Annotated in this window: 25 protein-coding genes and 1 pseudogene; all 26 read left to right on the top strand. The window is 48.2% G+C overall.

The window, feature by feature from the left end; genetic code table 11:
• The coding region (locus tag KQI85_RS15055) for an integrase core domain-containing protein (RefSeq protein ID WP_216576864.1) at nucleotides 1-387 on the top strand (387 nt) is incomplete at its 5' end.
• Between the two features lie 61 nt (nucleotides 388-448).
• Nucleotides 449-1348, top strand: coding sequence for an amidoligase family protein (locus KQI85_RS15050; protein ID WP_371820677.1), 900 nt, complete (start codon nucleotides 449-451; stop codon nucleotides 1346-1348).
• A gap of 97 nt (nucleotides 1349-1445) precedes the next feature.
• Nucleotides 1446-1919, top strand: coding sequence for a gamma-glutamylcyclotransferase family protein (locus KQI85_RS15045; protein ID WP_371820676.1), 474 nt, complete (start codon nucleotides 1446-1448; stop codon nucleotides 1917-1919).
• Nucleotides 1909-2112, top strand: a complete 204-nt coding sequence (locus tag KQI85_RS15040; protein ID WP_216576861.1) for a hypothetical protein — start codon at nucleotides 1909-1911, stop codon at nucleotides 2110-2112. The genes KQI85_RS15045 and KQI85_RS15040 overlap by 11 nt, the downstream gene beginning before the upstream one ends.
• Before the next feature lie 127 nt (nucleotides 2113-2239).
• Nucleotides 2240-2419 carry a hypothetical protein gene (locus KQI85_RS15035; protein WP_216576860.1) on the top strand — a complete coding sequence of 60 codons (180 nt, stop codon included), beginning with the start codon at nucleotides 2240-2242 and terminating at the stop codon, nucleotides 2417-2419.
• A 3-nt stretch (nucleotides 2420-2422) separates the two neighbouring features.
• On the top strand, nucleotides 2423-2650 hold the full coding sequence (locus tag KQI85_RS15030) for a hypothetical protein (RefSeq protein WP_216576859.1): 228 nt from the start codon (nucleotides 2423-2425) through the stop codon (nucleotides 2648-2650).
• A gap of 106 nt (nucleotides 2651-2756) precedes the next feature.
• On the top strand, nucleotides 2757-4358 hold the full coding sequence (locus KQI85_RS15025) for a terminase large subunit (RefSeq protein WP_216576858.1): 1602 nt from the start codon (nucleotides 2757-2759) through the stop codon (nucleotides 4356-4358).
• A gap of 108 nt (nucleotides 4359-4466) precedes the next feature.
• Nucleotides 4467-4637 (top strand): hypothetical protein, encoded by a 171-nt coding sequence (locus KQI85_RS15020; protein ID WP_216576857.1) that lies wholly within the window; start codon nucleotides 4467-4469, stop codon nucleotides 4635-4637.
• Between the two features lie 90 nt (nucleotides 4638-4727).
• Nucleotides 4728-6092: a phage portal protein gene (locus tag KQI85_RS15015; RefSeq protein WP_216576856.1), complete on the top strand. Its 1365-nt coding sequence runs from the start codon at nucleotides 4728-4730 to the stop codon at nucleotides 6090-6092.
• Nucleotides 5977-6717, top strand: a complete 741-nt coding sequence (locus KQI85_RS15010) for a head maturation protease, ClpP-related (protein WP_216576855.1) — start codon at nucleotides 5977-5979, stop codon at nucleotides 6715-6717. Before KQI85_RS15015 ends, KQI85_RS15010 begins: the two co-directional genes overlap by 116 nt.
• A 6-nt stretch (nucleotides 6718-6723) precedes the next feature.
• Nucleotides 6724-7899: a phage major capsid protein gene (locus KQI85_RS15005; RefSeq protein ID WP_216576854.1), complete on the top strand. Its 1176-nt coding sequence runs from the start codon at nucleotides 6724-6726 to the stop codon at nucleotides 7897-7899.
• Between the two features lie 66 nt (nucleotides 7900-7965).
• A complete protein-coding gene (locus KQI85_RS15000) occupies nucleotides 7966-8238 on the top strand; it encodes a head-tail connector protein (protein WP_216576853.1) in 273 nt (90 codons plus the stop codon).
• Nucleotides 8238-8570 carry a phage head closure protein gene (locus KQI85_RS14995; RefSeq protein ID WP_216576852.1) on the top strand — a complete coding sequence of 111 codons (333 nt, stop codon included), beginning with the start codon at nucleotides 8238-8240 and terminating at the stop codon, nucleotides 8568-8570. The genes KQI85_RS15000 and KQI85_RS14995 overlap by 1 nt, the downstream gene beginning before the upstream one ends.
• A 2-nt stretch (nucleotides 8571-8572) precedes the next feature.
• Entirely contained in the window at nucleotides 8573-8956 is a 384-nt protein-coding gene (locus KQI85_RS14990) for an HK97 gp10 family phage protein (RefSeq protein WP_216576851.1), read from the top strand.
• A 3-nt stretch (nucleotides 8957-8959) separates the two neighbouring features.
• A complete protein-coding gene (locus KQI85_RS14985) occupies nucleotides 8960-9280 on the top strand; it encodes a hypothetical protein (protein WP_216576850.1) in 321 nt (106 codons plus the stop codon).
• Nucleotide 9281: 1 nt separating this feature from the next.
• Nucleotides 9282-9911 (top strand): major tail protein, encoded by a 630-nt coding sequence (locus tag KQI85_RS14980; protein ID WP_216576849.1) that lies wholly within the window; start codon nucleotides 9282-9284, stop codon nucleotides 9909-9911.
• Nucleotides 9912-9915: 4 nt separating this feature from the next.
• On the top strand, nucleotides 9916-10293 hold the full coding sequence (locus tag KQI85_RS14975; RefSeq protein ID WP_216576848.1) for a hypothetical protein: 378 nt from the start codon (nucleotides 9916-9918) through the stop codon (nucleotides 10291-10293).
• Between the two features lie 225 nt (nucleotides 10294-10518).
• Nucleotides 10519-13470 (top strand): phage tail tape measure protein, encoded by a 2952-nt coding sequence (locus KQI85_RS14970; RefSeq protein WP_216576847.1) that lies wholly within the window; start codon nucleotides 10519-10521, stop codon nucleotides 13468-13470.
• A 2-nt stretch (nucleotides 13471-13472) separates the two neighbouring features.
• A complete protein-coding gene (locus KQI85_RS14965) occupies nucleotides 13473-13835 on the top strand; it encodes a hypothetical protein (protein ID WP_216576846.1) in 363 nt (120 codons plus the stop codon).
• A 38-nt stretch (nucleotides 13836-13873) separates the two neighbouring features.
• A complete protein-coding gene (locus KQI85_RS14960) occupies nucleotides 13874-15883 on the top strand; it encodes a hypothetical protein (RefSeq protein WP_216576845.1) in 2010 nt (669 codons plus the stop codon).
• A complete protein-coding gene (locus KQI85_RS14955) occupies nucleotides 15877-17202 on the top strand; it encodes a hypothetical protein (RefSeq protein ID WP_216576844.1) in 1326 nt (441 codons plus the stop codon). The genes KQI85_RS14960 and KQI85_RS14955 overlap by 7 nt, the downstream gene beginning before the upstream one ends.
• A gap of 13 nt (nucleotides 17203-17215) precedes the next feature.
• Nucleotides 17216-18604 (top strand): hypothetical protein, encoded by a 1389-nt coding sequence (locus KQI85_RS14950; RefSeq protein ID WP_216576843.1) that lies wholly within the window; start codon nucleotides 17216-17218, stop codon nucleotides 18602-18604.
• Nucleotides 18605-18684: 80 nt separating this feature from the next.
• Nucleotides 18685-19098, top strand: a complete 414-nt coding sequence (locus tag KQI85_RS14945; protein WP_216576842.1) for a holin family protein — start codon at nucleotides 18685-18687, stop codon at nucleotides 19096-19098.
• A 1-nt stretch (nucleotide 19099) separates the two neighbouring features.
• A complete protein-coding gene (locus KQI85_RS14940) occupies nucleotides 19100-19963 on the top strand; it encodes an N-acetylmuramoyl-L-alanine amidase (RefSeq protein WP_253293920.1) in 864 nt (287 codons plus the stop codon).
• Nucleotides 19964-20080: 117 nt separating this feature from the next.
• Nucleotides 20081-20191, top strand: a pseudogene (locus KQI85_RS17050) (sigma factor-like helix-turn-helix DNA-binding protein); the annotation flags it as partial.
• Between the two features lie 130 nt (nucleotides 20192-20321).
• Nucleotides 20322-20642: an SHOCT domain-containing protein gene (locus KQI85_RS17045; RefSeq protein ID WP_371820673.1), complete on the top strand. Its 321-nt coding sequence runs from the start codon at nucleotides 20322-20324 to the stop codon at nucleotides 20640-20642.
• The last annotated feature ends 6 nt before the right edge of the window (nucleotides 20643-20648 follow it).

Below are 20648 nucleotides of genomic sequence, written 5' to 3'. Positions count from 1 at the left end.
GAAACAAAGTGGGTTGTAGAAGCTGTTAATAAAGCTAAAAGGGTAAGAAATGTTAACAAACCGTTAATTATGCATTCAGATCGTGGCAGACAATATACGGCTAAAGATTATGAAGAAGCAACAGCAGGAATGACGCTAAGTTATTCGAAGAAAGCATATCCATGGGATAATGCATGTATTGAGTCTTTCCATTCATTACTTAAAAGAGAGTGGATAAATAGATTCAAAATAATAGATTATAATCATGCATATAAACTTGTTTTTGAATATATAGAAGCCTTTTACAATACAGTAAGAATTCACAGTCATTGTGATTATGCATCGCCTAATGACTACGAAAAGAAATATTGGATAAAACTAAGACAAATGGAAATAAATGTGGCATAAGACAGATTATTGAGGTGAAAAGTTCATGTTTAACTTGTACTTTTTCTTGACATAGGACCACATCGGCGTTGAGGTTGAGATGAACCACATTGAAAGAAGCAGAGCCGCAAAGCTCGCCGCCGACTTCTTCGGAACAGGCAGATACGAGAACACAGCCGCAAGAAACGGCTACAGCACCTGGTCAGCCTGGGATGCGGACGGCAGAGAGTGGAAATTCCAAAAGGATGTCAGCATTGCAGGATGCGACAGCGAGAAATGCGAAATGGTAACGCCGATCCTGACCTACACCGACATGGAAACCCTGCAGGAGCTGATTCGCAGACTTCGCAAAGCCGGAGCGAAAAGCGATGCTACAAGAGGCTGCGGAGTCCACATCCACATCGGAGCGAAAGGTCACACACCGCAGACTATGCGAAACCTTGCAAACATTATGGCAAGCCACGAAAGCCTGATTGCAGACGCTTTGAACCTTGACCGAGGCAGAATGCACCGCTACTGCAGAACAGTAAACCCCGCCTTCCTCGCAGAAATCAATCGGAAAAAGCCGCAGACGATGGCGGATTTCGCAGACATCTGGTACACCGCCAACGGAGCAAACTATGGCAGAAGCCAACACTATAATGACAGCCGATACCATATGCTGAATTATCACGCCACTTTTACCAAAGGGACCATTGAATTTCGGCTTTTCCAATTCGATGCTCCTGCGGACGGCAGACAGAACGGACTCCACGCAGGACAGCTGAAAAGCTACATTCAGCTTTGCCTTGCACTGAGCCAAATGGCAAAGACGGTAAAGACTGCAAGCTCCAAGCCGCAGCAGAACGAAAATCCGAAATACGCCATGAGAACTTGGCTTCTAAGGCTTGGATTCATCGGAGACGAATTCAAAACCGCAAGAGAAATCCTTACCAAGAGACTTGCAGGAGATACAGCCTTCAGAAACGGCAGAGCCGCTTGAAGGAACCGCAGGAGTCAGCCTCCTGCCACCTAACCTCCGACCGCTTCGGCGGTCTTTAGGTGGTAGAAGGGTGATTCCTTCGGAAAGGACGGATACAATTATGGAAAAAAGATACTACATCGCCTACGGCAGCAACTTAAACATCGCACAGATGCGTGTTCGCTGCCCACAGGCAAGAATCATCGGAACATCGGATATCAAGGACTACGAGCTGCTGTTCAAGGGCAGTCAGACAGGCTCTTATCTCACCATCGAGAAAAAGGCTGGCGGCAGCGTTCCTGTTGCGGTGTGGGCAACCACAGCCGCAGACGAAGCGGCACTTGACCGCTACGAGGGATTTCCAACCTTTTATTACAAAGCGGAAATGGAACTGCCTGTCAAAGGCATCCGCACAGGAAAAATCAGAAACCGCCGATGCTATGTTTATATCATGCATGAGGACAGACCGCTTGGCATCCCAAGCGGCTATTATGTCCGCACCTGCCTTGAGGGGTACAGAGCCTTTGGGTTTGACGAAGAAAATTTGATGAGAGCCATCGAAAACAGCAGGAGGATGAGCCATGAAGAATGAAAATACAGTCACTTTGAAAATCTGCCCGCGATGCCATAAAGCCTATCGCGGTGTGCCTGCCCTTTCGAGGGCAGACGGTCAGACGCTGATCTGCCCGGACTGCGGCACACGAGAAGCACTGGACAGTATCGGCGTGGAGCCTGCGGAACAGGAGCAGATTTTGGACACCATCCATCGTTCCATGCAGTCATAAACTACACAATTATGTGCGGAATAATCGCCCGTAAGATCGTGTAGTAATCGTATTGCTATATCTGCCGTAAAGAGCGAATATGTACCTACCGAAAGGGAAAACAAAGGAAAAACGGAGGGTACACACCATGAAAAAGAACACGATTTGGGTAGTAAGAGCATTGACAGCAATTGAGCCGGGCAAGCTGGTATGGATGGATTTCAAAACCTTCAAGAGTGCAGGAATAGCAGACGATTGGATTTGCGATTACTGCAGAAAGAACGGCTGCAGCATTACGGATTTCAACCTGGTAAGAAGGGAGGCATAAACCATGTGGGCAGAAGGAAGCATCAAGGTTCAGAACAGCATTTTCCATTACTGGGTCAAGCATTACGAAGAGCCGAGTGAGGACTACGGCATTGACGGCGGCAGGATTTCCAAGCTGATGTTAAAGCGTAACGGCGAGATCGCCTACAGCTACGACAGAGGGCTGGACATCGCCCCAACCGACAAAGCAGCTGAGACGGCACTTGCCATTTTGATGAAGGAATACAATTAAAGCAGAAGATTCCCGAAGAACCACCCGCAAGGGTGTGTTCCTCGTTATACGATATAGTTTGATGGTCGCAGCAATGCGGCTTATTTTTATGCCCGGAGGTGAGATTTTGAGAAAACTGAAGAAATACACACCCACCAAGTTCAAAGCCGAGGACAGCACTTACGATAAGGATGCCGCTGATTTTGCGGTGATGTTCATTGAAAGCCTGTGCCACACCAAAGGCACATGGGCAGGAAAGAAATTTGAACTCATCGACTGGCAGGAGCAGATTATTCGTGACCTGTTTGGCACACTGAAACCAAACGGCTACCGGCAGTTCAATACCGCCTATGTGGAAATTCCAAAGAAGCAGGGAAAATCAGAGCTTGCGGCGGCTGTGGCGCTTTTACTGTGCTGCGGTGACGGTGAGGAACGAGCCGAGGTGTACGGCTGTGCTGCTGACCGACAGCAGGCCACCATTGTGTTTGATGTGGCAGCCGATATGGTGCGGATGTGTCCGGCACTGAATAAGCGTGTGAAAATCCTCGCATCACAGAAACGAATTATTTATACGCCGACCAACAGCTTCTATCAGGTGCTTTCCGCAGAAGCCTACTCCAAGCATGGTTTTAATATTCATGGCGTGGTCTTTGATGAGCTGCATACCCAGCCCAACCGAAAACTCTTTGATGTTATGACCAAAGGCTCCGGCGATGCCAGAATGCAGCCGCTGTACTTTCTGATTACGACAGCCGGAACGGATACCAACAGCATCTGCTATGAAACGCATCAGAAGGCGAAAGACATTCTGGACGGTCGAAAAATCGATCCTACCTTTTATCCTGTAATATACGGTGCAGATGAATCGGACGATTGGACAGACCCGGCAGTATGGCGAAAAGCCAATCCGAGTTTGGATATTACAGTCGGCATTGATAAAGTTGAAGCCGCCTGCAACTCCGCAAAGCAGAATCCCGGCGAGGAGAACTCCTTCCGGCAGCTGCGTCTGAACCAGTGGGTCAAGCAGGCAGTCCGTTGGATGCCGATGGAAAAATGGGATGCGTGTGCGTTTCCTGTGGATGAGGATGAGCTGGAAGGGCGTGTCTGCTACGGCGGTCTTGACCTTTCTTCCACAACGGATATTACAGCCTTTGTGTTGGTGTTCCCTCCGCAGGACGAAGATGATAAATACATCATTCTCCCGTATTTTTGGGTGCCGGAAGATACTCTTGACCTGCGTGTCCGAAGAGATCATGTCCCCTACGATGTGTGGGAGCGAAAAGGATATTTGCAGACCACCGAGGGCAATGTGGTGCATTACGGCTACATCGAGAAATTCATTGAACGGCTTGGAGAACGGTTTAATATCCGAGAGATTGCTTTCGACCGCTGGGGTGCTGTGCAGATGGTGCAGAACCTGGAGGGCATGGGATTTACCGTTGTTCCGTTCGGACAAGGTTTTAAAGATATGAGTCCACCAACCAAAGAACTGATGAAGCTGGTGCTGGAACAGAGGATCGCACATGGCGGTCAGCCGGTTCTGCGGTGGAACATGGACAACATTTTCATCCGAACTGACCCGGCAGGCAACATCAAGGCAGACAAGGAAAAATCAACAGAAAAGATAGACGGTGCTGTAGCAACCATTATGGCACTGGACAGAGCAATCCGATGTGGAAACGATGCAGGCGAAAGCGTGTATGACACAAGAGGGCTGCTTATTTTTTAAAGCGGTTGTAATACTCACAACGGAAAATTTAATGATGGCGTCCGGCTTGATAGATGTAAGAGAAGATGGTAAAATAAGCAGAAGAAAATACTTGAAGGAGTGATTTTTGTGATTACTGTATTGACAAAGCATGGCGAGAATGACTATTCTGTTTGGTTTTCTGAGATTCCGGACAGTGATCCTCTTTGGAAGGAATTGATGGAAAAATACTGTAACACAGGCAGTTCTCTTCGTGGAACGCTTACTGATGTAACGGAAGAAATCAAAGATAATATGTAACGAATGAAATCGCAATTTGAGAAAGCATCTGTCACGATGAATGGCAGGTGCTTTTTTGATGCCATTTTCTAAGAAAGGACGGTGATTCCTATGGGAATTTTGAGCGGATTATTTCGGAGCAGAGATGCTCCCAAGGACAGTACGGCGGGCAGTGCCTATCGATTTTTCATGGGCGGCAGCAGCTCCGGCAAACAGGTAAACGAACGCTCTGCCATGCAGATGACGGCGGTGTATTCCTGTGTGAGAATTTTGTCGGAAGCTGTCGCAGGACTGCCGCTGCACTTGTACAGATACACCAATGGCGGGAGTAAGGAAAAGGCAATTGACCATCCGCTGTATTTTGTGCTGCATGATGAGCCGAATCCGGAAATGACAAGTTTTGTGTTCCGAGAAACGCTCATGACGCATCTGCTTCTGTGGGGCAACGCTTATGCACAGATCATCCGAAACGGCAAGGGCGAGGTTGTAGCTTTGTATCCGCTGATGCCAAACCGCATGACGGTGGACAGGGATGATAAAGGTCAGCTTTATTATGAATACCAGACCTCGACTAATGAAGCAAAGACCACCAAGGGCGGCACTGTTCGGCTGAAATCAAGCGATGTTCTCCATGTTCCCGGTCTTGGCTTTGACGGTCTTGTCGGGTACAGTCCGATTGCGATGGCAAAGAACGCCATCGGCCTTGCGATTGCCGCAGAGGAATATGGCAGTAAATTTTATGCAAATGGTGCTGCACCCAGTGGTGTGTTGGAGCATCCGGGAACGCTGAAAGACCCGTCCAAAGTGCGAGACAGCTGGACACAGACCTTCGGCGGCAGTGGAAATGCCCACAAGATTGCTGTGCTGGAGGAAGGAATGAAGTATACACCGATTTCCATTTCGCCCAATGAAGCACAGTTTTTGGAAACAAGAAAATTTCAGATCAACGAAATCGCTCGAATTTTCAGAGTGCCACCGCACATGGTCGGTGACCTCGAAAAGTCGAGCTTTTCTAATATTGAGCAGCAGTCACTGGAATTTGTGAAATACACTCTGGAACCCTGGCTTGTCAGATGGGAACAGTCACTGGCGAGGGTGCTGATTTCTCCAAGTGACAAATCTCAGTATTTCATCAAGTTCAATGTGGACGGTCTGCTTCGCGGCGATTATCAGAGCCGCATGAGTGGTTATGCCACAGCAAGACAGAACGGCTGGATGTCTGCAAATGACATTCGTGAGCTTGAGAACCTTGACCGTATTCCTGCCGAGGACGGCGGTGATCTTTATCTCATCAACGGCAATATGACAAAGCTGGCAGACGCAGGCATCTTTGCCGCCAGCGGAAAGGAGAACAATTCAGATGAAGAAGTTCTGGAACTGGAAAAACAGGACGGTGACGAATCAGGAGACGCAGGAGCAGACACTGGAGAGGACGCTGTTTCTGAACGGCACCATCGCAGAGGAAAGCTGGTTTGACGATGATGTCACACCGCAGCTTTTTAAGGATGAACTGAACAGTGGCAGCGGTGACATTACCGTCTGGATCAATTCACCCGGTGGTGACTGCGTGGCAGCAGCACAAATCTACAATATGCTCATGGATTACAAGGGCAATGTGACCGTCAAGATTGACGGCATTGCGGCATCGGCGGCATCTGTCATTGCGATGGCAGGCACAAAGGTGCTGGTATCGCCTGTTTCCATGCTCATGATTCATAATCCGGCAACAGTAGCCTTCGGTGACTCTTCGGAGATGCAGAAGGCTATTTCTATGCTCGATGAAGTGAAAGAATCCATCATCAACGCCTATGAAATCAAGACTGGGCTAAGCCGGGCAAAGCTCTCGCACCTTATGGATGCAGAGACATGGATGGATGCAAACAGCGCTGTGGAGATGGGATTTGCAGATGAGATCATGCAGAGAAATACAGCTGATGCTGTGGAAGTGCCGCAGGTCAGCAATGTGTATTCCCGTATGGCTGTCACTAATCATCTCATGGATAAGATTGCTGCCAAGTGCAGGATCGAACAGAAATCCGAAACCAAGACCAATGCCGACTCCCTGATGGAACGGCTCGATTTAATTAAAAACTGGAGGTAATTTATTATGACGATCAATGAACTTCGTGAAGCACGCAACAAGGCATGGCAGGGTGCAAAGGCATTTGTGGAGAGCAAGCGTGATAAAGACGGTCTGCTTTCTGCGGAGGATGCCGCTGCCTATGCCGATATGGAAAAGAAAATCAAGGACTACAGTGCCGAGATTGAGCGTATGGAGCAGATGGAAGCACTGGAAAATGAGCTTTCCAAGCCTGTAAATACGCCTATCGTGGCAAAGCCGATGACCGCAGACGGCAAGGAAAAGCCGAAAACCGGTCGTGCGTCCGATGAATACCGCGAGGGTATGCTGAAAGCACTCCGCACCAACTTCAAACAGGTTTCCAATATCCTGCAGGAAGGTGTGGATGCTGACGGCGGTTATCTTGTGCCGGAGGAGTATGACCATCGCCTGATCGATGTTCTTAACGAAGAGAACATCATGCGCAGCCTGGGTCACACCATTACGACTTCCGGTGAGCATAAGATCAATATCGCAGCTACCAAGCCTGCGGCGGCATGGATTGAGGAAGGCGGTGCGCTCACCTTTGGTGATGCAACCTTTAATCAGATTCTTTTGGATGCCCACAAGCTCCATGTTGCAATCAAGGTGACTGAGGAACTTCTCTACGACAATGCATTCGGTCTGGAGAATTATATCATCACCGAGTTTGGCAAGGCTCTCGCCAATGCCGAGGAGGATGCGTTCCTAAACGGTGACGGCTCCGGCAAACCGACCGGCCTTTTCGCTGCAACTGGCGGCGGTACGGTAGCAGGTACGCTTTCCGCTACCATCAAGTCGGATGATATGCTCGACCTGGTATATGCCCTCAAGCGTCCGTACCGTAAGAATGCAAGTTTTATCATGAACGATAAGACGCTGGCACAGCTCCGCAAGTTAAAGGACAACAACGGTGCCTATATCTGGCAGCCGTCCTATCAGGCTGGTGAGCCGGACAAGGTGCTGGGCTACGCTGTTCATACCTCTGCGTATGCGCCGGAGAATGCCATCGCATTCGGTGATTACAGCTATTACAACATCGGTGATCGAGGCACACGTTCCTTCAAGCAGCTCAACGAGCTGTTCGCAGGCAACGGCATGATTGGCTATGTTGCCAAGGAGCGTGTGGATGGCAAGCTGATCCTGCCGGAAGCAGTGCAGATTTTGAAGCTCAAGAACGACTGATTTTATACGGCACAGCTCTGAACAACAGGACTGTGCCGAATCCTTTTATTCGAGGTGGTGATAGATATGATTGTATCTTTGGATGAGATGAAACAGTATCTGCGTGTGGATTTTCCGGACGATGATGATTTCCTCGAAAATGCTCTGCAATCGGCAGAAACGCTCTGTGCGGATGTGGCAAGGCTCTCGGCAGAGGACTTTGCCAAAGAGCCTGTGGCGAAGATTGCGATTATGTATGCGGTGGCGTATTGGTATGAGCATCGGGAGGACGCAGACCATCATGATTTAACGCTGTCGCTCCGTTCGCTGCTGTTCGGCATCCGCAAGGAGGGATTTTGATGAATGTGGCTCTTTTAAATGTGCGGATTACCGTACAGAAAAATGAAGTGGTCGTGGACAGCATCGGCAACCACAAAAACACATGGACAGATTGGTATTCCTGCTATGCGACTGTAAGTTCCGAATCTCCGAATGAAGATACCGATGCCGGAATGATCGTGGACAACAGCAAGATAGATTTCACCATCCGTTGGTGTCGGAACGCTGCGGAGATTACCTCAGATAAATATAGAGTGGTCTATAACGGCAGTACCTATAACATCCTCGGCATTGACCACATGAATTTCAAAAAGAAATCCATCAAGCTGAAATGCCAGAAAGTGAGGTGGTGAGCATGGCAGCAGACAGAGTACCGATTGACCGCATGGCATCTGCCATTATGGAAGGCCTACAGGAATATGCAGACCTTGCCACCGATGATCTGAAAAAAGCAGTAAAGAAAGCTGGAAAATCCGTAAAGGATGAGATTTCGCAGACGGCTCCCAAGGACACCGGCCAATATGCAAAAAGCTGGGCGGTCAAAACGGTAAAGGAAACCTCCAACTCACTGGATGTGGTGGTGCATTCCAAAAACCGCTATCAGATCGCTCACCTTCTGGAGCATGGTCACGCCAAGCGCGGCGGCGGTCGTGTTGCCGCAAGACCACATATCGCACCTGCGGAAGAAAAAGCAGTGCAGACCTTGGAGTCCGAAGTAGAAAAGGCACTGGGAGGATAAGCAATGGAGAAAATAGCAGCGATTCTTGAACAAATTGGACTGCCCTTTGCGTATGACCATTTTGCAGAGGGTGAGAGTCCGGATCCGCCGTTCATCTGTTATCTAATTCCGAACAGTGACAACTTCTCCGCTGACGGAAGGGTCTATTACAAAATCAACGAAATCCATATCGAGCTGTATACCGATTGCAAGGACTTGTCGGCAGAACAGAAGGTCGAAGCTGCACTGGACGAGCATGGCATTTTTTATGAAAAAACCGAGGTGTGGATCGAGTCGGAGAAGCTATATGAAGTCCTGTACACATTTGAAATGGAGGTAAACTGATATGCCTAAGAAAAATAAGGTGAAATTCAATATCTGCAATGTGCATTACGCTTTGCAGACCATTGGTGATAACGGCGATGTGTCTTTTGGCACACCTGTTCCGATGCCCGGTGCGGTATCCCTTTCCCTGGATGCAAACGGTGAGCCGAGCAACTTTTATGCAGACGGCTACGCTTATTACACCATCAGCAACAACATGGGTTATGAAGGCGATTTGGAGCTTGCGATGATTCCGGAGTCTTTCCGTACCGATGTGCTGAAAGAAACGCTGGATACCAACAATGTGCTGGTGGAGAATGCCAATGTGGAAACGGCAAACTTTGCATTGCTGTTCGAGTTTGACGGTGATGTGAAGAAGATTCGTCATGTCCTGTATAACTGCGCGGCAAGCCGTCCGTCTATCGAGTCCCAGACCAATGAGGATGAGATCGAGGTGCAAACGGAAACGCTGTCGGTCAAGGCCACTCCGCTTGCAAGCGGCTATGTAAAGGCTAAGACCGGCGATGATACCACAGAAAAGACTTATGCGGACTGGTACAAAGCTGTGTATCTTCCTGCGGCAGCGGCAGAAGCTGCATCGGATGTATCTGAACAAAGCACCAAGTCCACCGCAAAAGCAGTGAAGGAGTAAAGCTATGAGTATGATTCAGAAAATTGAAATTGACGGAAAGCAGGTGCCATTTAAGGCATCTGCGGCGATTCCCCGTATTTACCGCATTAAGTTCCACAGGGACATTTACAAAGACCTGGATGCGCTCGGCAAAGCTGTGGGAAACGGCGATGCGGAAAATTCTCGACTGGATATGTTTTCTCTGGAAATGTTCGAGAACATCGCCTATGTAATGGCAAAGCACGCAGATCCGTCTATCCCGGATTCTCCGGAGGAATGGCTGGATGAATTCAGCACCTTTTCCATTTACCAGGTGCTGCCGAAGATCATCGAGCTGTGGGGACTGAATGTTCAGACGGATGTTTCTTCTAAAAAAAACTTCGCCCAACTGACCGCCAAATGACAACACCGTTATTTCTGCTGCGCTGCGTACAGCTTGGTATTTCCATTCGTGACCTCGATTTGCTCACGATAGGAATGATTAACGATATGTACGCAGAAAGCGGAAATGATGAATATAAAGGCTATTCGCAGATGGCCACGCAGAAGGATTTTGATGCATTTTAACGCTCGGCAGTAATGCCGGGCAATTTTTATTTATGCCCATTTATCAGAGAGGAGGTGCGCTATGGCGGCAGGCAGAATCAAAGGTATCACCGTTGAAATTGGCGGCGATACCACTAAACTACAGACAGCCTTAAAGGGTGTCAATTCGGAAATTAAGAATACCCAGGCACAGCTGAAGGATGTCGAAAAGCTGCTGAAGCTCGATCCCGGCAACACAGAACTTCTTGCACAGAAGCAGAAGCTCCTCTCTGATGCTGTATCCGAGACCAAGGAAAAGCTGACTACGCTAAAGACGGCGGCTGAACAGGCAAACACAGCACTTGCCAATGGTGACATCTCGCAGGAACAGTATGATGCCCTGCAACGAGAAATCATCGAAACCGAACAAGACCTCAAAAAACTGGAGGAACAGGCAAATCAGTCTGCTGCTGCATTGCAGAAGATTTCTGCAACAGGTGAAAAGCTAAAAACGGTCGGAGACAATATTTCTTCTGCCGGGCAGAAGATGCTCCCCGTAACTGCGGCGGTTACTGGACTTGGTACGGCGGCAGTCACTACAGCGGCAAACTTTGAATCGTCCATGTCGCAGGTTCAGGCAACGATGGGAATCACCAAAGATTCCATGTCTACAGTTAATGGGCAGTCGGTCAATACAATGGATACACTGTCCGAGCTTGCAAAGAAGATGGGATCTGAAACCGCATTTTCTGCAAAGGAATGTGCAGATGCTCTGAACTATCTGGCACTTGCCGGATACGACACCCAACAGATGTGCGACACCTTGCCGACCGTCTTAAACCTTGCCGCCGCAGGTGACATTGACCTTGCTTCGGCATCGGATATGGTAACGGATGCTATGTCTGCCCTTGGTATGGGAGTCAGCGAATCCGAAAAGATGGTTGACCAGATGGCAAAGACCGCCTCGTCCACCAATACCTCGGTGGCACAGCTTGGCGAAGGTATCCTGACCATCGGTGCAACAGCAAAGTCCATCAAGGGCGGCACTGCCGAGCTGAACACTGCTCTCGGTATCCTTGCCAATAACGGCATCAAGGGAGCTGAAGGCGGTACACATCTGCGAAATGTGATTCTGTCTTTGCAGAATCCTACCGATAAAGCGGCGGCGCAGATGGATGCACTTGGAGTTTCCGTTTATGATTCCAACGGCAATATGCGCTCCCTCAACGACATCCTCGGTGACCTCAATAAGAGCATGGACGGCATGACATCGGCGGATAAAGCTAATATCATAGCCACTATTTTCAACAAGACAGATTTGGCATCGGTCAATGCACTGCTTGCCAACACCGGCGATACCTGGGACAGCCTGCAAAACTCCATCACGAACAGTGCCGGAGCCGCACAGCAGATGGCAGATACCCAACTGGATAACCTGCAGGGGCAGATCACTATTCTGAAATCTGCTCTTGAGGGTCTTGCCATTTCCTTTGGTGAGCTGCTGATGCCTGCAATCAAGCAGATTGTCGGCTGGGTACAGAAATTCGTGGACTGGCTGAACAGCATGGACGAAGGCACAAAGAAGGTGGTCGTAACGGTTGCACTGCTTGCGGCGGCTATCGGCCCTGTTCTTATCGTTATCGGAAAGGTGATCTCGGCAGTCGGTACGATTATGACGGTCGTTCCGAAAATCGCAAGTGCCATCAGTGCGGTAAAAACAGCATTTGCGGCTCTGAATGTTACAATGCTTGCCAATCCTATCGTCCTCATTATCGCAGCCATTACCGCATTGGTGGCTGCATTTATTTATCTTTGGAATACAAACGAAGGATTCCGGCAGTTTTGGATTGACCTTTGGGAGGGCATCAAACAGGCGGTCATTACAGCTTGGAATGCGATCACTTCGTTTCTGTCTACAGCATGGGAGAGTATCCTCTCTTTGGCGCAGACGGTCTGGGGCGCAATTTCCGGCTTTTTCACCACGCTGTGGGAAGGCATCAAGGGCGTGTTCACTTCCGCTTGGGAAGCAATCAGCGGTGTGATGACCACGATCTGGAACACAATCACGTCCATCTGGCAGAGCATTTATGACACGATTTCGCCATTGCTCGAAGCGTTCCGCTACTTATTCGAGACAATATTCCAAGCAATTAAAATTCTGATAGAACGGGCATTAACTGCCATTTCACAGAAAATCAGTGAGATTTGGAACGGCATTGTGACCTTCCTTACGCCGATTCTGGAAACAATAAAGAACATTTTCCAGACAGCTTGGACTGCTATTCAGACCGTTATTACTACAGTGCTGACGGCTATTAAAAATGTAGTGGGCACCATATGGAATGCCATCAAGACTGCTGTGACAACGGTATTGAACGCCATCAAAAGCGTGGTTTCTTCCGTATGGAACAGCATCAAATCTGTGGTTTCCACAGTGATGAATGCTATCAAAAGTACGGTCACAAGCATCTGGAACAATGTAAAAACCGCCATCGGAAACACCATCGGTCAGATTTACAATGTGATTCATTCCGGCTTTGAAAAAGCAGTCGGCTATGTAAAGGGACTGGCGTCCCAGGCATTCAACTGGGGCAAAGACCTCGTTATGGGTATCGTTAACGGTATCAAGTCCTGCATCAGTGCAGTGTCCGATGCGGTAACGGGTGTAGCAAATAAAATTCGTTCTGTTCTGCACTTCTCTGTGCCGGATGAGGGACCGCTGACGGATTACGAGAGCTGGATGCCGGACTTTATGCAGGGACTTGCCAAAGGCATCGAACAGAGCAAGGGTCTGGTAGCAAAGGCAATGGATGGTGTTGCGGCGGATATGGTGATCAATCCGCAGATTGGCAGAATGGAAACGGCAACTGCCGCAGTGTCCGCAGGTACAGCAGATACACTCTCCGGCATTACGGCGGCAATTCGTGAGGGACTGTCGCAGGTTGGCGGTCAGACTGGTGATATTGTTATCCCTGTGTACCTTGGCGGCACGATGCTGGATGAGGTCATTATCAATGCCCAGCAGAGGGCAAATCTTAGAAGCGGAGGTCGGTAACGATGGCATTTATGCAATATTTGAATTTCAACGGCACTGACCTTCCTCTGCCGGATTCCTACGACATTGATCTTTCCGATGTTGAAGCGGATTCCAGCGGAGAAACAGAAGCCGGAACCACACAACGAGATGTGGTGCGAAGCGGTGTCGTAAAGATTGCAGTATCCTTTTCAGTGTCACCCGCATGGCTCAAAAAGCTGACGGCGTATTCCAAACTGCCGAAGATAACAGTCCTCTATTTCGACACTGAGGACTTGGAACAGAAAGAGACAGAAATGTACATCAGCGGCTATAAGGCAAAGCTGGAAAAGGATACTTCCTATAAGGGACTGTGGACGGTGAGCTTTACGCTGAATGAATTTTGACGGAGGTGGTGATTTTGTATCCTGTATCGGATGCCTTTATGCAGGCGATTGAAAGCAATACAAGAAAATACAGCTGGTCTGGCACCATTACCGCAAAGAACAAGAAAACCTACGATTTTACCAATCAGGACATTGTCAAAGGCAGCGGATACATCACCCGGCAGTGCTGCGGTAGCTCTGAGATAGAGCTTGGTTCTGTATATGCTGCTGAGATGGGAATTACTCTGTTTTCCGATATTGACCGTTATACCTTGGACGGTGCGGAAATCCGGCTCTGGTTTCATCTGATGCTGGCAGATGGCTCTGTAGAGTCAATTCCTATGGGTGTTTTCGAGGTCAGTGAAGCAAACCGCAATATCAAAACACTGGAACTGAAAGCCTATGACTATATGCTCCGTTTCGACAAGGAACTGAAACTCAACGCATCCAGCGGCACAGCGTACAGTTTTCTTCTGATGGCCTGTACCGAGTGCAAGGTGGAGCTGGCACAGAGCAAAGCGGAAATCGATGCTTTTCCAAACGGTAAGGAGACCCTCGGCATCTATGCGGACAATGACATGGAGAGCTATCGTGATCTGCTGTACTATGTGGCGCAGGTACTTGGCTGTGTCTGCCAGATCAACCGGGAAGGCAAGCTGCAGCTGATTCCATATGGCATCACACCTGCGGCAGAAGTGCCGAGCCGACACCGATTTGACAGCAGCTATTCGGATTTCGTCACCAGGTACACTGCGGTATCTTCCACAAATATGATGACGGAAGAAGCAGAGTATTATGCACTTGACCCGGACGATGCCCTGACCATGAATCTTGGAGTAAATCCGCTGTTACAGTTTGGTTTGAAAACTACAAGAGCCAGACTGCTGAATAATATTCTCAATGCCCTGTCGGTAGTGCGGTATGTTCCTTTTGACAGCAGCACCATCGGCAATCCAGCCTTTGACCCGATGGATATCCTGCGCTTCTCCGGTGGTCACGCAGATGAAACACAGGTGTCCTGCATCACGAGTATCACATACAAGATAAATGGAAAGCACAGTCTGAAATGCGTGGGCAAAAATCCAAAGCTGGCGGCGGCAAAAAGCAAAAACGATAAGAACATCACAGGTCTGCTGAACCAGGTGGAAGCCGGAAAAATTGTCGTATACAACTTTGTGAATACGGCTCCGTTCACCATTGGCAACAATAAAACCGAGGTGCTGGCAATCAACTTCACTTCCAAAGAAGATACCACAGCTACATTTTTAGCGGAGATTCTCTTTGAAGTAAAAAACGATGAGGTGATCCGCACCATTCATGGGACAGTTCCCGCAGAGAAGACAGATGCAGATGATACCGATGATAGCGATTCTGTTAAGGAAGTGGATTTCACATTTTCGGAGATTGGTCAGTCTGAGCTGACTGTCACCTACAAGATGAACAACGAAGAGGTCAAGACCTTTTATCCCAAGAAAACCTGCATTGCCGGAAAGCATATTCTGACGCTGTTTCTTCCCATTACACAGGTCATTGAAAACAGTGAGAACACGCTGTCCGTACTGCTGAATATCAGCGGTGGTACCATGAGCATTGGTGAGATGCAGATTCGTGCAACCATCAGCGGTCAGGGATTGGTAGCCGGTATCGGTGACTGGAATGGCCGTATCAGCATTTCCGAAGCAATCGACCGTATCCCGATTGCAGAGACACAATTTTTGCATGACGGATTTACTGACCGAGCTGAGGTGATCTTCCCGGCACAGAAACGCAATGCCATTACACAGTGCATCGGCAGAATTTCGATTGCAGATGTGGCTTTTGGTTATAATCTGCTGAATGAGCGTCTTTCCGTTACGGAAGTCATCAAAACCTTTACGGTGGATAAGAACTTCCCACCGCATTACGATGTGACGATGGTGGAAGTCAATGACAGCGGCGCTTTCTGCATGATAAGCGATTATACCTATGTGTCCGAAACAGAAGAAATCAACAGTGGAATGCTCCAGCATCTTGCGGTGAATACAGAGCAGTTTGAACGAGTGGAACGATTGGAGGTGGCAAAGTGCTGATAGATGAAACCAAATATCTGTGGAGCAAGGGACAGCCGGAAGATGTACTTCTTTCGGAAAGTCCCTTTTTCTATGTTCCTGAACAGGCTTTGCGTATATATCGCTTTGAGGGAACAGGAGAAATTTCTGTATACTCTGATACCGAAATGAGTGATCTCATATTTCAGGGTGCATTGCCGTATGAGCCGGATATTCCCATCGCCTGTGAGGGACTGACCTTTGTGACAGAAACTGAATTGACGCTTCATCTTGTTTCTGAAGTGGGAATTCTCAAAACAGTGCTGACTCCATTTCTCAACACTTCCGAGAATATGACGGCCATCAGCAGTTCCTACAATGATGACGGTACATTCTCGACCGAAGGATTATCTGGATTTATGTTTAATGGCATAGCGGCATCGCCTATGTATATTTCCAGTAACCATTGGCTTGGATTTGGAACAAGCTCTGAACAATTACGGATTTTACGCAGAGACGGCTGTTCCACTTCGATATATCGGCAGCTTGGCGAAACCTCGAATGGCCTGCAATTTCTAAAAATCCGCTTTGAAGGCTACACCGTTTACAGCAACCGGGTGGAAAGCAACCGGCTGATCTTTGAACTATTTTTACTGTCCAACAATGATATGTTCCTTAATGTGATTCAGACTCCGACCAGCGGAAACACTGGGACATCAGAGCTGATCTGCAACGGAACGACAACCGCACTTACTCTTTTCGATGGTTCCGGCGGCGGTACGCAGGTCAGCTTTTATCATCAGGACGATGCCGGACGGTCATGGAAAATCGTGTATGCCATGTATGAGCAGAAAGGCAGTGAATCTTATGGCTATCTGCTGAAACAGGGCGATGATTTTTATACGATTGTGGACAGTGAACTAACGGCTTGCGATATTGAAAACCTGACCGCTGCCATGTTTTTGAAATATGGATTTGAGGAACTGCCGTCCGCAGAGGTGCTGACTCCGCTTGTGAATCCTGAGTTTTATTTCTGGAAAGCCAGCGGCAGTGAAGAACTGCTGAAAGCTACACTGAAAGCCTATCCGTATCCGCAAGTGCTGGATGCCGTTGCCGATATGAGCCACATCTCCATTATTGGCATTAAGCTGCTGACAGCGGAGTATTCCGGCGATGTTGGTATCTGTGTTTCTCTGGATGATGGAGTGACCTATTCAGAAGAAGTGGCTCTTGGCAATTGGCTGAATACCGATGTAGAGGATTTGTGGAACAGTCTGCCGGAGAGTCGAAAAGTGTATTTTCACTTTATTCTGCACGACAATGCGGCGTTATCCCGCTTCAAAATCACCTACATCAATTAAGGGAGGGCATGAAATGCTAAAAGGAACGATGAAAATTGAATTGACCGATGTCAAAACCGGGCAGACGGAAACAGTTCTGGAACATAATATGGTGACCAACGCACTGGCTAATATCTTCAAGCCTCTGGGACTTGTGAAGGACCCAAGCAGAATGTATGAGAGCTTTGCCCCGTATTACCAGAAACTGCTTGGCGGTCTGCTTTTGTTTGATTCCAATATCGAAGAAAATGCCGATATGCTGTATCCGCCTGCCGAAGCTCAGTTAGTTGGCAGTGCAGTGTATGGGCAGCAGAATAATACCACTGGTAAGGTACGAGGAGGCTTCAACCAGACGGAAAGCGAACTGAACCTCACCGACCGCTATATGAAATATGTGTACGATTTCCAGACATCTCAGGCAAACGGTACGATTTCCTGTGTGTGCCTGACCCATGCCAATGGCGGCTACACTTCTTACGGCAGTTCGGATGCGGTTTTTAATTCGGATCACCCGCTTGCTGTCTCAGTGGATAATGGCTATCTGCAGTATGTATACACGAGCTATACCAATGCCAATACAGGCGATAAATATAACGGATTTACAGTAGGCGTGACGGAACTGCTCTTTGCAGTTGAACTGGATACCGATGCGGCGTATTATCTGCGATTTGACAGTGGTACGAAACTCACCATCACCAAGCGCAGGGCCTATCTGAAAACAGTGTCTGTACTGGAAAACCCAAGATACACAAAGCCACTGATGGAAGAATGGACATTTGACGAAGGATTTAATGTATCCGGGCGCAATTGCTATAACTTCGACCCGGCTACGAATGCTCTGTATGTATGCGGGGCATCAAACTACCAGACCAAGGTGAACGAAACTTTTAATGTGCTGAAGATCGACTTCGGAACTTGGAAGACCTCGACCTACACGATTACCAACACTTCAGATGTAATGCTAAGTACCGATGGTATGCGGTACGCTTATGTACATGATGGCTTTGTCTATGTAAAAAGCTACAACAGTCCGTACCATGTTTATAAATTTGAGCTTACAAATTCGGCGAATGTGGTGAAACTCAAGGAAACGGGAATGTCCGGTATTCCGGGGCTGCCGGAATTTGCAATCAACGGACGCATCTACTATGACGATAACGGAAGTGATCTGTATATTGCAGACAGCGCGACCAATGAATTCCTCAAGCCGGAGAGCAACCGTCTGTACAGCAGCAACCGACATTACTGCTATGCACCGGTTCTCGGAAATCCTATGCTGTATTTCATCAGCTGCGGGAACTATACGACAATCGGATTTGCGGTAATCTCGAATTACCTCGCTACTATCAATAATCTGTCCGAGCCGGTCACAAAAACGGCGGACAAGACCATGAAGATCACATACATCATTCAGGAACAATAATTCTATTTGGAATCAGGCAGTTGTCCATTGCGGACAGCTGCTTTTTTCATACCAATTTTTAAGATCGGAGGAACAACATCATGAAAGAATTCTGGAACAGCATTCAACTTGTATTTGCAGGCATCGGCGGCTGGCTTGGCTATTTCCTTGGCGGCTGTGACGGCCTGCTCTACGCACTGCTTGCCTTTGTGGTGATCGACTATATCACCGGGGTGATGTGTGCCATTGCAGATAAGAACCTCTCCAGTGAGGTCGGCTTTAGGGGCATCTGCCGCAAGGTGCTGATTTTTCTGCTCGTAGGCATTGCCAATGTGCTGGATGTGCAGGTGATCGGAACAGGCAGTGTGCTGAGAACCGCAGTGATTTTCTTCTACATTTCCAATGAGGGTGTGAGCCTTCTGGAGAATGCAGCACACCTCGGACTGCCTGTGCCGGAGAAAATCAAAATCGTATTAGAACAGCTCCATGACAGAGCAGAAAGCGAGGACAAATAATATGGGATATACTAACAGTTCCCTGGTGTCTTACACCAAGCTCAGTCCGAATCACTCCGGGCAGCGTACCCACAGCATCGACCGCATTACGCCGCACTGTGTGGTAGGTCAGTTATCTGCTGAGAGCATCTGCGGATGCTTTACCAGTCCATCCAGACAGGCAAGCTGCAATTACGGCATTGGCAAGGACGGCCGCATCTCTCTTTGCGTGGAGGAGAAGAACCGCAGCTGGTGTTCTTCGTCCAATGCCAATGACCAGCGTGCCGTCACCATCGAGTGTGCCAGTGATATGTCAGAGCCGTATGCGATGAACAGTGCGGTGTATGATTCTCTCGTGAAGCTCTGCACCGACATCTGCAAACGAAACGGAAAGAAAAAGCTCCTGTGGCTTGGGGACAAGACGAAAACGCTGAACTATGCACCGAAGTCTGATGAAATGATTCTGACGGTACATCGGTGGTTTGCAAATAAAAGCTGCCCTGGCAACTGGCTCTACGCAAGGCTGGGCGATCTGGCGGCAAAGGTTACAGCCAATCTTGGAGGCAGCTCGGTTACACCCGCTGCTCCGGCAACGGGACTCTATCGTGTGCGTAAGTCCTGGGCAGATGCCAAGTCGCAGAAGGGCGCGTTCAAGAGTCTGGATAATGCAAAGAAATGTGCCGACAGTAACAACGGTTACGCCGTATTTGATGCCAACGGCAAGCAGGTCTATCCGACTGCCACAACAAAGAAATCTGTGGATACTATTGCTCGTGAAGTGATTCAGGGCAAATGGGGCAACGGAGCAGACCGCAAGCAGAAGCTGACAGCGGCAGGTTATGACTATTCTGCAGTGCAGAAGCGCGTCAATGAACTGCTCAGATAACTGAATAACCATGCAGCAGTAATGCCCATCGAGGAGTTGATTCCTTGGTGGGCATTATTTTTTTGCATTCAGATTCGGATTTATTGATTTTCTTTTGCCTATAGAGACAGGAGGCGAATGAAAATGACTGAATATCAAAAAAATCAGATTGTATTGCTTCGCTCAAAAGGATTTACATACGCTAAAATAGCCGAAAAGTTAGATCTTTCTATTAATACAGTGAAGTCTTTTTATCAGAGAAATCAAAAACAATCAGATTTAATATGTAAATATTGTGGAAAGGTATTTATACAGCCAAAATGCACAAGAAAAAAGCTTTTTTGCTCCGATAATTGTCGCATGAAGTGGTGGAATATTCATGGCTGTGACTGTAAGCATAATGCTGTTTATGAGTTCAAATGTGAGTGCTGTGGGAAGTCCTTTGAGGCGTATGGGAATAGTCATAGAAAATACTGTTCGCGCACTTGCTATATTTCTGCTCGTTTCAAAGGTGGTGCTGGCAATGAGTAAGGAAGAATTCAAAAACGAAAAGCTTTATCAGACCACAATGCACATCGCCAGAAAAATGTTAAAAAGCGGTCTGATTTCAGAGGAAGAGTATCGTCAGATTGATACAATTTTTACAGAGAAATACCAGCCAACTTTGGGTACATTATTTGCCGACATTGACTTGCTATAACAGGCG

This window comes from Falcatimonas sp. MSJ-15 (assembly GCF_018918265.1).
Classification (GTDB): Bacteria; Bacillota; Clostridia; order Lachnospirales; family Lachnospiraceae; genus Falcatimonas.
The sequence above is the reverse complement of the archived record's forward strand: the minus strand, read 5'-3'. Positions and strand labels throughout refer to the sequence as shown.